Origin of the sequence: uncultured Pseudosulfitobacter sp. (assembly GCF_963976325.1) — a bacterium.
In the GTDB taxonomy this organism is placed as follows: domain Bacteria; phylum Pseudomonadota; class Alphaproteobacteria; order Rhodobacterales; family Rhodobacteraceae; genus Pseudosulfitobacter.
This window is the reverse complement of record NZ_CAXBJW010000002.1, coordinates 754317-767538: the sequence shown is the minus strand read 5'-3', so window position 1 is coordinate 767538 and position 13222 is coordinate 754317. Positions and strand designations below refer to the sequence as shown.

The 13222-nt window shown below is 63.2% G+C and carries 12 protein-coding genes; 3 read left to right on the top strand and 9 right to left on the bottom strand.

All coding sequences use genetic code 11. From position 1 onward, the window contains the following. Window positions 1–57: 57 nt before the first annotated feature. The 3 genes from AAC077_RS10925 to AAC077_RS10915 all read right to left on the bottom strand — a co-directional run bounded on the left by AAC077_RS10925 (window position 58) and on the right by AAC077_RS10915 (window position 5808). On the bottom strand, window positions 58–3081 hold the full coding sequence (locus AAC077_RS10925; RefSeq protein WP_339769417.1) for a DNA translocase FtsK 4TM domain-containing protein: 3024 nt from the start codon (window positions 3079–3081) through the stop codon (window positions 58–60). Between the two features lie 15 nt (window positions 3082–3096). Continuing rightward, the gene (locus tag AAC077_RS10920) at window positions 3097–4287 is read right to left on the bottom strand and encodes an aminotransferase class I/II-fold pyridoxal phosphate-dependent enzyme (protein ID WP_339769415.1); all 1191 of its coding nucleotides are present in this window, start codon (window positions 4285–4287) and stop codon (window positions 3097–3099) included. Window positions 4288–4479: 192 nt separating this feature from the next. After that, the gene (locus AAC077_RS10915; RefSeq protein WP_339769412.1) at window positions 4480–5808 is read right to left on the bottom strand and encodes an amidase family protein; all 1329 of its coding nucleotides are present in this window, start codon (window positions 5806–5808) and stop codon (window positions 4480–4482) included. Between the two features lie 83 nt (window positions 5809–5891). Between AAC077_RS10915 and AAC077_RS10910 the strand changes: the two genes are divergently transcribed. Next, the gene (locus tag AAC077_RS10910; RefSeq protein WP_339769410.1) at window positions 5892–7118 is read left to right on the top strand and encodes a UbiH/UbiF/VisC/COQ6 family ubiquinone biosynthesis hydroxylase; all 1227 of its coding nucleotides are present in this window, start codon (window positions 5892–5894) and stop codon (window positions 7116–7118) included. Between the two features lie 23 nt (window positions 7119–7141). On the opposite strand, the gene AAC077_RS10905 is transcribed toward AAC077_RS10910, so the two are convergent. The 5 genes from AAC077_RS10905 to AAC077_RS10885 form a co-directional block, all read right to left on the bottom strand. After that, window positions 7142–7327 (bottom strand): Trm112 family protein, encoded by a 186-nt coding sequence (locus AAC077_RS10905; RefSeq protein WP_339769408.1) that lies wholly within the window; start codon window positions 7325–7327, stop codon window positions 7142–7144. Further along, window positions 7324–7968 carry an LON peptidase substrate-binding domain-containing protein gene (locus AAC077_RS10900; protein WP_339769407.1) on the bottom strand — a complete coding sequence of 215 codons (645 nt, stop codon included), beginning with the start codon at window positions 7966–7968 and terminating at the stop codon, window positions 7324–7326. Before AAC077_RS10900 ends, AAC077_RS10905 begins: the two co-directional genes overlap by 4 nt. A 26-nt stretch (window positions 7969–7994) precedes the next feature. Next, on the bottom strand, window positions 7995–8912 hold the full coding sequence (gene trxA / locus AAC077_RS10895; protein WP_339769405.1) for a thioredoxin: 918 nt from the start codon (window positions 8910–8912) through the stop codon (window positions 7995–7997). 55 nt (window positions 8913–8967) lie between these two features. Next, window positions 8968–9756 carry an exodeoxyribonuclease III gene (locus tag AAC077_RS10890; RefSeq protein WP_339769403.1) on the bottom strand — a complete coding sequence of 263 codons (789 nt, stop codon included), beginning with the start codon at window positions 9754–9756 and terminating at the stop codon, window positions 8968–8970. Between the two features lie 342 nt (window positions 9757–10098). Then, complete coding sequence (locus AAC077_RS10885) at window positions 10099–10785, bottom strand: response regulator transcription factor (RefSeq protein WP_339769401.1); 687 nt, start codon at window positions 10783–10785, stop codon at window positions 10099–10101. Window positions 10786–10946: 161 nt separating this feature from the next. Between AAC077_RS10885 and ribA the strand changes: the two genes are divergently transcribed. Both ribA and AAC077_RS10875 read left to right on the top strand, forming a co-directional pair. Beyond that, window positions 10947–12035: a GTP cyclohydrolase II gene (gene ribA, locus AAC077_RS10880; RefSeq protein ID WP_339769400.1), complete on the top strand. Its 1089-nt coding sequence runs from the start codon at window positions 10947–10949 to the stop codon at window positions 12033–12035. Further along, window positions 12032–12529, top strand: coding sequence for a L,D-transpeptidase family protein (locus AAC077_RS10875; protein WP_339769398.1), 498 nt, complete (start codon window positions 12032–12034; stop codon window positions 12527–12529). The genes ribA and AAC077_RS10875 overlap by 4 nt, the downstream gene beginning before the upstream one ends. Here AAC077_RS10875 and AAC077_RS10870 read toward each other — a convergent pair. Further along, a complete protein-coding gene (locus tag AAC077_RS10870) occupies window positions 12526–13179 on the bottom strand; it encodes a YggS family pyridoxal phosphate-dependent enzyme (protein WP_339769396.1) in 654 nt (217 codons plus the stop codon). The genes AAC077_RS10875 and AAC077_RS10870 overlap by 4 nt on opposite strands. Window positions 13180–13222: the final 43 nt, after the last annotated feature.

The window sequence follows — 13222 nt, the reverse complement described above, 5'->3', positions numbered from 1 at the left end:
GGTTGATGTCAGTCCCAAACCCCGCACAGGCCGCCCCGGTTCCGAATTTTGGGCCGGTTACTGTTCTGGCACCAGAATTTCGCGTTTGCCCACGTGGTTGGCCGCGCTGACAACGCCCTGATCTTCCATCTGCTCGACCAGACGCGCGGCCTTGTTATAGCCGATGGCCAGCTTGCGCTGGATGTAGCTGGTCGAACACTTGCGATCCTTGATCACGATGGCCACCGCCGTGTCGTACAACGCGTCCTCGCCGTCGGTGTTACCGCCGAGGCCCAGCACCGCGTCGATGTTGCTTTCCTTGTCCTCGTCCGGCCCTTCGACCACGCCGCTGACATAGTCCGGCGCGCCGTAGGCCTTGAGGTGGTTGACGATTTCCTCGACCTCTTCATCGCTGACAAAGGGGCCGTGACAGCGGGTGATCTTGGCGCCGCCCGCCATGTACAGCATGTCTCCCATGCCCAGCAGCTGCTCGGCCCCCATTTCACCCAAGATGGTGCGGCTGTCGATTTTCGAGGTCACTTGGAACGAGATCCGCGTGGGAAAGTTCGCCTTGATCGTGCCGGTGATCACATCGACCGAAGGCCGCTGTGTCGCCATGATCAGGTGAATGCCGCTGGCCCGCGCCATCTGTGCCAGACGCTGGATGCAGGCCTCGATTTCCTTGCCCGCGACCATCATCAGGTCGGCCATCTCGTCGACGACCACCACGATATAGGGCAGTGCGACGGGCTGGAATTCTTCGGTCTCGAACATCGGCTCGCCGGTGTCGTCGTCAAAGCCAGTCTGCACCGTGCGGCTGAACATCTCGCCCTTGGCCAGCGCCTCGCGGACGCGACCATTGTAACCCTCGATATTGCGCACGCCCATTTTGGACATCTTGCGATAGCGTTCTTCCATCTCGCCCACGGTCCATTTCAGCGCGACAACCGCCTTTTTCGGGTCGGTCACAACGGGGGACAGCAGGTGCGGAATGCCGTCATAGACGGACAGCTCCAGCATCTTGGGGTCGATCATGATCAGGCGGCATTCCTGCGGCGTCAGCTTGTACAGCAGCGACAGGATCATCGTGTTGATGGCCACGGATTTACCCGACCCGGTGGTCCCCGCGATCAGCAGGTGGGGCATCTTGGCAAGGTTGGCCACGACACTGTCGCCGCCAATGTCCTTGCCCAGCGCCAGCGGCAGGCGCATGTTGCTGTCGCCAAAATCGCGGCTGGCCAGAATTTCGCGCAAGACCACCTTTTCGCGGTGCTCGTTGGGCAGTTCGATCCCGATGACCGACCGGCCCGGTACGGTCGACACACGCGCCGACAGCGCCGCCATCGACCGGGCGATGTCGTCGGCCAGACCGATCACGCGGCTGGCTTTCAAGCCCGGTGCGGGTTCCAGTTCGTACATGGTCACAACGGGACCGGGACGCACGCTGACAATCTCGCCCTTGACGCCATAGTCGTCCAGCACGCTTTCCAACATGCGCGCGTTTTCTTCCAGCGCCTCGTCCGACAGGTGCAGACGTTGCACGGTTTCGGGGCTTTCCAGCAAGCTCAGCGGCGGCAGTTCAAAACCGGGGTGCGTGTCCTCGAACGACAGCGCGGGCTGCGCTTCGGCGCGGGCCTGTTTGCTGGGCTGCACCACCTTGCGCACCGGTTGCTGCACAACCTTGCGTGGCTCGGCCACGGGAATCACCGGCGCTTGGGCTTGCGGCTGTTGCAACGACAGCGCTTCAAAATGTTCGTCTTCAGCCTCGGCGTATTGATCCTCGATCAGTTCATCCGCGTAATCGTCCGTTTGGGCATAGGCCATCGGTTCGGGCGCGGGTGCGCGCACAGGGGCCACTGTTGGCGCGGCAACCGGCTTTGTCGCAGGTTTCGAGAAGTAATCAGCCGCACGCGATGCGGTCAGCGGCGGCTCGGCCCGCATTGCGGGGGCAGCAGCCGCGGCGGGGGCCGTCATCGGCGGTTCGGACGGCAAAGCAGCCGGACGCGTGGTGTTCAGCACCAGCGGCGCGGGGCGACGGCCCGCCCCCAGACCGCGGGTCAAAGATGTATCCGTTTTCTCGGCCTGCAAGACAGGCACCTGACGCACGCGGCTTTTGATCACGTCGGCGATCTTGGCCTTGATCCGGTCGTCGCCGGGGCCTTCGCCCACATCGGCGGTGCTATAGTTTTCGATCAGCTCCGGCTCGGGCATCTCTTGCTCGGGCTGCGCGTCGGGGCGTTTGACCAGCGTGGGCATCCGCGCCAGCAATCCGGTCTTGGGCGCGGCATCCGCCTTGAACATGGTCGGCTCGGACGCCTTGTGCGCGACCGGCTGGGCAAAGCTTTGCTGTGCCGCAAAGGCCTGGTTTTCTTCGGCTTCGATCCGCTTTTGCGCACGACGCTCGGCGGTGCGCGCCTGAAGAACACGCGCGCCCTGCACGGCACCCGCGGCCCCGCGCCCCAACAGCGTCATGGTCCACGCATAAACCATGATCAGCCCGATCAGCAAAAACCGCCCGATCCGTTTCAGCTCAACGGCGGTAAAGCCCATCACAAAGGCAGACAGAACCACGATTCCGACACCCATCAGCAGCGACATCGTCTTGACCGCAAAGGCCGAGCCAAGCGGCAATATCGTCAGGATCGCGCCCATGACCGTGTCGCCGAACAACCCGCCCAACCCAAAGGAATGGGTGCGCAGCCATTGCGCGTCAGGTTCCAGCGTCGCGGCATAGATCGCACCAAAGGCCACCACGATCGGGGCAAAGATCAACCGGCCCACGGCCCGCTCGTCACCCGCGTGCAGGGCAAAGCGCACACCCCAGACCAGCAGCACGGCGGCAATGCCCCACGCGCCCCAGCCTGCGATCATGAACAAGGGTGCCGCAATCGACGCGCCCGTGCGGCCCAGCCAGTTCTGCACCGGCGCATCGGTCGACATCATCCAGTTGGGATCATCCGGCGTATAGGACCCGATCATCGCAGCCGCCATCAGACCGGCCACCAACAGGGCAATGCCAACCAGCTCCTTGCCCCGTTTTTCGATGGCCTCGGCCATGTTGGTGTCCAACAGTGGATCGCGCCCGCGTGTCTGATATGCCATAGCTCTCGTCCCTCGTTATTCTGCGCCGTAAAGATGGTCACGAATGGCCGTCAGGCCCCGCTCCACGTCCGGCTTTGGGGCCACCAAAGCGACCCGAATATATCCTTTGCCCGGGTTCACACCCGCCGCGTCATTCTGGCTCAGGTATGCGCCGGGCAGCACCCGCACGCCTGTCGCCTGCCACAGGCTCAGCGCCGCGGCCTCGCCATCCTCGACCGGCAGCCACAGGAAAAAGCCCGCCTCGGGGCCTTTGTATCCCGCAACATTGCCCAAAATACGGTCGGCCATGTCGTATTTCTCGCGGTACTGAGCGCGGTTGTCGTCCACATGCGCCTCGTCCGCCCAGACGGCGGCGGCGGCCGCTTGCAACGGCAAAGGCAACGGCGCGCCCGTGTACATCCGCAACTGACGCATCCGCGCTGTGCTTTGCGGTCCCGCCACAACAAATCCCGACCGCAGCCCCGGCAGGTTCGACCGTTTCGACAGCGAATGAAAGGCTACGACCCGCTCGGGGTCGGCCCCCACATCACGCGCCACCTGCAAGACGCCCACAGGGGGCGTATCACGGTAAATCTCGGAATAGCATTCGTCTGCGAAGATCTGGAAATCGTTCTGCTCTGCCAGTGCGATCAGATCGGACCAATAGGCATGATCGGCCACGGCCCCTTGCGGGTTTGCGGGCGAGCAGATGTAGCAGGCCACTGTCCGCGCCAGCACCTCGGCGGGCAGGCTGGTGTAATCCGGCAAATGTCCCGTCGCCTCGGTGGCGCTGACAAACACCGGCTCGGCCCCGACCGAAATCGCCGCCAGCATGTAGACCTGGTAGAACGGGTTCGGCATCAGCACCACGGGGCGCTGGCCGTTCTTGCTCTCGGGGCACAGCGCCATTGCGACGTTGTACAATCCCTCGCGGCTGCCGTTCAAAGGCAGCACATTGGTCTCCGCGTCCAGCGTCACGTCATAGCGCCGCGCCACCCAGTCGCAAAACGCCTGCCGCAGCTCGGGCGTGCCTTCGTTCGGGGGATAAGAGTTAAATCCGGCGGTATTTTCCGCAATCACATCCGTGACCCAGGCCGGAAACGCATGTTTCGGCTCGCCAATGGTCATATGCACCACGTCCCCGCCAGGGGTATGATGGTCCAACAGCGCGCGCAGACGCGGGAACGCATAGGCCGGAAGGTTCGAAAACCGCTCGGGAAAATTCATAAAACTGCCTCGGATCGGGATCGTTGTCGCCCCGTTTGGTCAAGGATAGCGCAAGGTGCCCCAACTCGTCCACCAAAACCACGCCAAAGCGGCAACTTGTGGCATTCGCGCACTGCGCGTGTTCTTTTGGCTAAAAATATCCTGGGGGCGCCCGCAGGGCGGGGGCAAAGCCCCCAAATGCACGCCCTCAGATCACGCCAGCGCCGCCTCGGCCGCAGCGCCTAGCCGCAACAGCGCTTCTTCGCAATCGGGTGGCATCATCAGCATCACACCACAGCTTGGCACGCCGGTCGGCAGGGTCAACGCGCTAAGCCCCAACAGGTTGCCGATGCGCGTGTTGCGCAGGGTCATCAGGTTCTCGGTGCGGTAATAATCATCCTCGGTGTTCAACCGCTCCAGGTTCGGCGGCAGATTGGCGCCGGTCGGTACAATCACCGCGTCATATCCTGCCACAGCCGCATCATAGCCAAACCGCGCCGCCTCCAGCGCGGCCCAGGCCGCGACGTAGTCCGGCCCGCTGACATCGGCCCCCAGCCGGAACCGTTTCAGCACTTCGGAAAACATCGCATCGGGCTTGGCTTCGATCACATCGCGCCACAGACCGTACGCTTCGGTCGGAATCAGCGGTCCGGTACAATCCAGCGCCTCTTGGACGGCGTCCACTTCGATCCGCTCGACGATGGCACCCGCCGCCTGCATCCGCTCGACCGCGCTTTCAAAGGCTGCCAGCGGCGCATCGCGCACGTCTTGCATGAACACCGTATTCACCACGGCCAGCCGCCGCCCTTTCAGCGTGGCGCCCGCCAGATCGGCAGGCTTGCCACCCTCCAGAATCGCCAGCAATTGCGCGCAATCTTCGACGCTGCGCGCCAGCGGGCCGATGGTGTCGAATTTCAGCGCCAGCGGCACGACACCTTCCAGCGACAACCGGCCCGACGTGGTTTTCAACCCCACCAGATCGTTCCACGCCGCCGGAATACGCACCGATCCGCCCGTGTCAGACCCGATGCCCGCCGCCGCCAGACCAAAGGCCACCGACGCCGCCGCCCCCGAAGACGACCCGCCCGGCACCGCATCGGCATCGTTCACGCAAGGCGGCGTTGCCGTCGACGGGTTATAGCCAAGCCCCGAAAACGCCAGTTCGCTCATATGCGTCTTGCCCAGACAGACCAGCCCCGCCGCCGTCGCAGCCTCAAGCACAACGGCATCCCGATCCGGCACACGTCCCGCCAACAGCTTCGATCCCGCCTCGGTCGCCACGCCAGCCGTATCGAACAGATCTTTCCAACTGACCGGCACGCCGTCCAGCAAGGACAGCCGCTGCCCGCTGCCCGCACGCGCGGCGGCGGCGGCGGCCTCGGCCAGCGCACGGTCACGGGTGACGCGGGCATAGATGCGGTCGCGCAGGTCGTGGCCTTCGATGGCGTCTAGATAGACCTGCGTCAGCGCGACGGGGTCAATCTCGCCCGCGCCTATACCGCGCCCCAAATCGCTTGCCGTCATCCACAACCAGTCCTGCATCGCGCCGCTCCTTTTGCGTTTTCGCGACGGTAGCGACGCCTCGGCGCATGGACAATCCCTGCCGCGCGCTCATATTGGAGGTCATGAACACAGATACCGATATTGCCGTCATCGGCGGCGGGCTGAACGGCCCCCTTCTGGCGCTTGCCATGGCGTCCCAAGGCCACCGCGTCACCGTCATCGACGCCACCGCGCAATCCGTGCGCAAGAACGCCGCCTTCGACGGGCGGTCCTATGCCGTGGCGCTGACATCGCAGCGACTGCTGGCGGGATTGGGCCTGTGGGACCAACTGGCGGACAACGCGCAAGCGATGCTGGAAATCAAGGTGACCGACGGGCGCGCGGGTGAAGGGCCATCGCCGTTTTTCATGCACTTCGATCATGCGGAAATAGAAGAAGGGCCAATGGGTTACATGGTTCAGGACCGGCACCTGCGCCGCGCCCTGATCGACGCGATGGACGCCAGCGACCATATCACGCAACTGTCCGGCCATGCCGTCACCGGCCAGCGCGCCCATGCCGCCGGCATCACGCTGACGCTGGACGATGGCAAACTGCTGACCGCGCGGCTGACCGTCGGTGCCGATGGCCGCGCCAGCGGCACGGCGCAGCGTGCGGGGATCAAGCGGATCGCGTGGTCCTACGACCAAACCGCGCTGGTCTGCGCCATCGAACACGACCTGCCGCACCACGGCATTGCACACCAGTTTTTTATGCCGCAGGGGCCGCTTGCGATCCTGCCTTTGCCCGGCAATGTCAGCTCGATCGTCTGGTCGGAAACCGACGCGAACGCGCACGCGTTCAATGCCCTGCCGGATGCGGACTATATCGACATGCTGCGCCCCCGCTTTGGCGATTTTCTGGGCGACATCCGTCTGACTGGCAAACGCTGGACCTATCCGCTGGGCCTGTCGCTGACGACCGAAATGGTGGCCGACCGTGTCGCGCTGATCGGGGATGCGGCACATGGCGTGCACCCGATTGCAGGCCAGGGCCTGAACGCAGGCATGCGCGACATCGCCGCACTGGCCGAAGTGCTGACCGACGCCACGCGGCGCGGCGAAGACATCGGCAGCGTCGCCACGCTGGCCCGCTATCAGGAATGGCGGCGGTTTGACAACACCGCCTTGGCGATGGCGACAGACGCATTCAACCGTCTGTTTTCAAACGACAACCCCATCCTGCGGATCGGGCGCGACATTGGCATGGGGGTGATCGGTGCGCTGCCCGGCCTGCGCCGTGGCGCTATCCGCGAGGCCGCAGGTCTGACTGGCGATTTGCCGCGCCTGATGCAGGGCAAGCCGCTGTAACGCCCCCCCTGCCCTACTGAAAATCAGTCGATCACGCGCGCTTCGCTGTCCAGCATGATCGGAATGCCGTTGCGGATCGGATAGGCCAGCTTGGTCCCCTCCGAGATCAACTCTTGCGCCTCGGCATCGTAGCGCAGCGTCGCCTGGGTGCACGGACACACCAGCGCCTCGAGCATTCTGCGGTCGGTCTCAATCGCATTTCCGGTCATTGCAAAAACTCCCCTTCGCCGCCGCCGCGCAGCGCGTATTCGATCAAGGTCACCAGCGTCTCGCGCCGCGTGTCCAGCGATGGCGCTTCCAGCAGTGCCTGTTTGTCCTCGGGCTGAAAGTCCAGCATCATTGACAGCGAATTGACCAGCAATTCATCGTCGGCCTCTTTCAGCGTGTCCCAATCGGCAGACAGATCGCGCGCGTCAAAATACCGGCCCAGCAGCGACAGAAACGGCCCACGGTCCAGTGTCTCGTCGGTTTCGCTGTCGCCCAGATCGCGGTCAAACCCTGCCCACGACGCCTTGCACCGGCGGTAGGGCGTGAACCCTTCGATCTCTTCCACCACGCGAAACCGCGACAGACCCGTCAGGGTGACCATGTACCGGCCATCCTCGGTTTCCGAAAACTGGGTGACGCGGCCCGCACAGCCAATGGTGTGCAGCGTATTTTCCGACCGGCCCGGCACCGGATTGGGCTGAACCATGCCGATGATCCGGCTGTCGGTTTTCAACGCATCGGTCAGCATCTGCAAATAACGCGGCTCGAAGATATGCAGCGGCAGATGCGCACGCGGCAACAGCAAGGCCCCCGGCAGGGGGAACACAGGGATGGTGTCGGGAAGATCAACAGCGGTGCGCATAATCCTTATCTAGTCCGGTGCACGGATCAGACAAATATCATCGAGCTAAGCTTGCGCCGCCCGTTCAAGACGACCGGATCGTTGGCCTTTAACGCGTCGAAAATGGTGAACAATTGCGTTTTGGCCGCACCGTCGTTCCAGTCGCGGTCACGCTTGAACAGCTCCAACAGCTCGGCAACCGCCGCCTCCGTGTCACCGTGCGCGTGCAGGGCCTGCGCCAGATCGAAACGGGCCTGATGGTCGTCTGCATTGGCCTCGACCGCCGCGCGGTATTCATCCACGGGACCGGCGTTCGCAGCCTGACGCGCCAGTTCAAGCTGCGCGTGGGCGGCTTCCAGCTCGGGGCTTTTGGAAATCTCGATGGGGGCACCGTTCAGGACCGCCTCGGCGTGGTCCAGATCACCCTTGGCGATGTGCACGCGCACCAGACCGCCATAGGCACCGGCGTGTGCGGGGTCTTCTTCCAGGATCGCCTGAAAGGTCTGCGCCGCATCGTCAAATGATCCCTCGGCCAGCATTTCCTCGGCCGCCTCGACCGCGTCGTTCAATGTGTCGCTGGGGGCTTCACCGCCGCCTGCCTTGATCACACGCTCGACAAAGGCAGTGACTTCCGAAGGCGGCACCGCGCCTTGAAAGCCGTCAACCGGCTGCCCCTTGTAAAAGGCGTAAACCGTCGGAATCGACTGGATCTGCAACTGACCGGCGATGTTCTGCGCCTCGTCCACGTTGACCTTGGCCATCTTCACGGCCCCCTTGGCGGCGCGCACGGCGTCTTCCAGAAGCGGGCCAAGTGTTTTGCACGGGCCACACCATGGCGCCCAGAAATCCACGATCACCGGCACTGTCTGGCTGGCTTCGACCACGTCGGCCATGAAGGTTGCCTCGGACACGTCCTTGATCAGATCGGTCGCTTGCGGCTCCGCTGCACTCAGGTTCAATTCCATTTCATCCGTCCTTGCATCAGTGTTTGTCTTCTATATGTGCGCTGTCGCGCCAAATTCAAAGGTCGAAGGTCGCAAAGACCGGGGCATGGTCACTGGGTTTTTCCCAACCACGTGCATCCCGCAAAACGTGGCTGGAATGGCCTGCCTGCGCAATGTCGCCCGTGGCCCAGATGTGGTCCAGACGGCGGCCTTTGTCGGCGGCATCCCAATCCTTCGCGCGGTAGGACCACCACGAATACAGCAGCCCCTCGGGAATATCCTGCCGCGTGATGTCCACCCAGTCGCCCGCATCCTGAACCTGCGCCAGGTGTTCGACCTCGACCGGGGTGTGGCTTACGATCTTCAACAGCTTCTTGTGGTCCCAAACGTCATCTTCGCGCGGCGCGATGTTCAGATCGCCGACCATGATCGACTTTTCCGGCTTTTGTGCGTGGAACCAGTCGCGCATCTCGGTCAGGTAATCCAGCTTTTGGCCAAACTTCACGTTGCGTTCGCGGTTCGGCTCGTCGCCGCCGGCGGGGACGTAAAAATTGTGGACGGTCACACCGTTTTCCAGCCGCGCCGACACGTGGCGGGCATGGCCCAGTCCGGCGAAATCCTCGGCTCCGACCTCTTCGATCGGCAACCGGCTCAGGATGGCAACACCGTTGTACCCCTTGTCACCGCGCGCAACCATATGGGTGTACCCTGCGGCGTTGAACGCCTCGCGCGGGATCTTGTCCACGGGGCTTTTGCATTCCTGCAAACACAGCACATCCGGCCCGTGTTCGGCCAACAGCTTCAGCACAATCGGTTCGCGCAGGCGGACCGAGTTGATGTTCCAGGTTGCCAGAGAAAATGTCATGTCGATGCCCCCATATTTGCAGTGGCTGGACCCTATGCCGACCAAGGCCGCGCCGCCACCGAAAAACCCCGCATCTTCTCTGGTTCAGAAAATCCCGGGGGACGGCGCGCCAGCGACGGGGGGCTGGCCCCCATATCGACGGGGCCGCAAACGCGGAGGTTCAAACGAAAAAGACCGGGCAAACAAAAAGGACCGGGCAAACAAAAAAAGACCGGGCACAAAGGCCCGGCCAAGTCCAACAGGGAGGTGCATGTTTAACCCGGACATGCAGCGGGATTATTCAGAAACCCAAAGCGTCACAAAAAGTTCCGCGCAAAGTTCCCGTTTTAAGAGAATATACCACTACGCCAGCAAGCGATAGCCCCCAGATTCCGTGACCAAAAGTCGCGCATTGGACGGATCGGGTTCGATCTTTTGACGCAAGCGGTAGATGTGGGTTTCCAGCGTGTGGGTCGTAACACCGGCGTTATAGCCCCAGACCTCGTGCAGCAGCACATCACGCGCCACCACGCCATCGGTGCTGCGGTACAGGAACTTCAGGATGTTGGTTTCCTTTTCCGTCAGACGCACCTTCTTGTCGTCTTCGGTCATCAACATCTTCATCGACGGCTTGAACGTATACGGCCCAAGCTGAAACACCGCGTCCTCGGACTGCTCATGCTGGCGCAGTTGCGCGCGGATACGGGCCAGCAGCACCGGAAACTTGAACGGTTTGGTCACGTAATCGTTGGCACCGGCGTCCAGACCCAGAATGGTGTCGGCGTCGCTGTCGTGCCCGGTCAGCATCAGAACGGGCGCTTTCACACCCTGCTTGCGCATCAGACGGCACAGTTCGCGGCCGTCGGTGTCGGGCAGGCCCACGTCCAGAATGACCAGATCGTACAGGCTTTCCTTGGCCTTGGTCATGGCCTCGGCCCCGTTGCTGGCTTCGAAGACATCAAAATCTTCGGTCATCACCAGTTGCTCGCTCAGCGCCTCGCGCAGGTCTTCATCGTCATCGACCAGCAGAATTTTTTTCAGTTGTGGCATCTTGGGCCTCCTGTGTTCTGCCAGACCAAATGAGCCTGCATCACGTTCCTGACAAGATTTGCGACAGTTCTTTCACGCGGACGTGTGCCAAACAGGGCAAATGTTTCATTTCCGGTTCGCATAGCTTACATCACATCACAAGAAACTTCAGGACGCGGCATATGGCCTTTACCCCCGACATCATCGAACAGCTTGCGCGGGCGCGGGCCGATCTGCGCATGGGCGTGCCCGTGGTTCTGACCGGTGACGGGGCCGCATTGGTCCTGGCCGCCGAAACGCTGACCCCGCAACGGCTGGCCGATGTGCTGGCTCTCGGGGGGACGCCTGTGCTAGCAATCACCGCACGGCGCGCCGAGACGCTAAAGGCGCGTCCCTATGACGGCGACCTGGCGCGTCTGACCTTGCCGATGGATGCATCGCTGGCGTGGGTGCAGGCCATCGCGGACCCTGCCGACGACCTGCGCAGCCCGATGAAAGGGCCGTTGATATCCGCCCGCGACGGCGACGCGCTGGCCCATCGTGCCGCGCTGGCCTTGTGCAAATCGGCGCGTTTGCTGCCCGCCGCCGTGGTGTTGCCGCTGGACGATGCGGGGCCTTTTGCGACGCAACACGCGCTGACCACGCTGCCGCTGGCCCGTCTGGCCGATCACATCGCCTCGGCCAGCCCGCTGCATCCGATTGTCGCCGCCCGCCTGCCGATGGAGGCGACCGAAGCGGGGCGGCTGCATATTTTCCGTCCCGAAGATGGCGCGGAGGAACATTACGCCATTGAAATCGGCCGCCCCGACCGCAGCAAGCCCGTGCTGGCGCGACTGCATTCCGCCTGTTTCACCGGTGACGTTCTGGGATCGCTCAAATGCGACTGCGGCCCGCAATTGCGCGGCGCGTTGGCGCAGATGGGCACGCAGGGCGCGGGCGTTCTATTGTACCTGAACCAGGAAGGGCGCGGTATTGGCCTGGCCAACAAGATGCGCGCGTATTCCTTGCAGGATCAGGGGTTTGACACGGTCGAAGCCAACCACCGCCTGGGGTTCGAGGATGACGAGCGTGACTTTCGCCTGGGCGCGGACATTCTGAAATCCATGGGGTTTTCGTCCGTGCGCCTGCTGACCAACAACCCCAAAAAGGTTGATATGATGAACACCTGCGGCATCTCCGTCGCCGAACGGGTGCCGCTGAAAGTCGGTGAAAACCGCCACAACACCGCCTATCTGGCGACCAAGGCGCGCAAGTCGGGACACCTGCTGTGACCCCTGCCGATATGGTTTTGACCCCACGCGGTTTGCGCTTTGGCGCGCGGGTCTATCCCTGCACCATCGGCAAGGGCGGGCTGTCGCGGACCAAACGCGAGGGCGACGGGGCGACGCCGGTGGGCATTCACCACGTTGTCGGAATGCTGTACCGCCCCGACCGGATCGCGCCACCCGCCCCCTGGGCCACCCCCATCGGGCCGCGTGATCTGTGGTCTGATGCTTCGGGCCAGCCGGATTACAACCACCAGGTGCGCGCACCCTATGCCCACAGCCACGAAGCCCTGCGCCGCGCCGATCCGCTATATGATCTGGTGATCGTTCTGGACTGGAATTGGCCCGACGCCAAGGCGGGTGCGGGGTCGGCCATTTTCATGCACCGCTGGCGCAGGCCGGGCTATCCGACGGAGGGCTGCGTTGCCTTGCGCCCAGACCATCTGGCGCAGGTCGCGGCGCGTATCACGCCTGGCACGCGGCTGATCGTTCCGGCCTAGGTTGGGACGCGGTCACCAAAAATGGCCGATCCCACGCGGATATGTGTTGCCCCCAGCGCCACGGCGCGTTCAAAATCACTGCTCATGCCCATGCTCAGGCCGCTTAAACCGTTGCGTGCGGCGATCTTCGCCAACAAGGCGAAATGCAGCGCGGGTTCTTCATCCACCGGGGGGATGCACATCAGGCCCCGCACCGGCAGATCGAGATCCCGGCATTCCCTGACAAAGGCATCGGCATCACCGGGCAGGACCCCTGCCTTTTGCACCTCTTCGCCGGTGTTCACCTGGATGAACAATTCGGGGCATTTCCCCTCTTCCTGGGCCAGCCGGGCCAAGGCATGGGCCAGCTTGGGCCGGTCGACCGAATGGATCGCGTCAAACAGGGTGATCGCCTGCCGCGCTTTGTTGGATTGCAATGGCCCGATCAGGTGCAGGTCGACGCCGGGAAAATCAGTGCGGAAACCGGGCCATTTGCCCGCGGCCTCCTGCACCTTGTTTTCACCATAGCTGCGGTGGCCCTGCTCCAGCACATGCCGCACCCGCTCATTGGGCTGCACCTTGCTGACGGCAATCAGGGTGACGGACCCGGGCGCGCGACCCGCATCGGCTTCGGCCTTGGCCAATCTGGTGGTGATGTCTGTCAGACCCATGATGTTCCCCTTGCTGCCTTGAGGCGCACAGAACAACACGGGG

Bases quoted from the DNA above. Each gene is read 5' to 3' on its own strand.
- AAC077_RS10925 (WP_339769417.1), bottom strand. From the start codon at position 3,081: ATGGCATATCAGACACGCGGGCGCGATCCACTGTTGGACACCAACATG.
- AAC077_RS10920 (WP_339769415.1), bottom strand. From the start codon at position 4,287: ATGAATTTTCCCGAGCGGTTTTCGAACCTTCCGGCCTATGCGTTCCCG.
- AAC077_RS10915 (WP_339769412.1), bottom strand. From the start codon at position 5,808: ATGCAGGACTGGTTGTGGATGACGGCAAGCGATTTGGGGCGCGGTATA.
- AAC077_RS10910 (WP_339769410.1), top strand. From the start codon at position 5,892: ATGAACACAGATACCGATATTGCCGTCATCGGCGGCGGGCTGAACGGC.
- AAC077_RS10905 (WP_339769408.1), bottom strand. From the start codon at position 7,327: ATGACCGGAAATGCGATTGAGACCGACCGCAGAATGCTCGAGGCGCTG.
- AAC077_RS10900 (WP_339769407.1), bottom strand. From the start codon at position 7,968: ATGCGCACCGCTGTTGATCTTCCCGACACCATCCCTGTGTTCCCCCTG.
- trxA (WP_339769405.1), bottom strand. From the start codon at position 8,912: ATGGAATTGAACCTGAGTGCAGCGGAGCCGCAAGCGACCGATCTGATC.
- AAC077_RS10890 (WP_339769403.1), bottom strand. From the start codon at position 9,756: ATGACATTTTCTCTGGCAACCTGGAACATCAACTCGGTCCGCCTGCGC.
- AAC077_RS10885 (WP_339769401.1), bottom strand. From the start codon at position 10,785: ATGCCACAACTGAAAAAAATTCTGCTGGTCGATGACGATGAAGACCTG.
- ribA (WP_339769400.1), top strand. From the start codon at position 10,947: ATGGCCTTTACCCCCGACATCATCGAACAGCTTGCGCGGGCGCGGGCC.
- AAC077_RS10870 (WP_339769396.1), bottom strand. From the start codon at position 13,179: ATGGGTCTGACAGACATCACCACCAGATTGGCCAAGGCCGAAGCCGAT.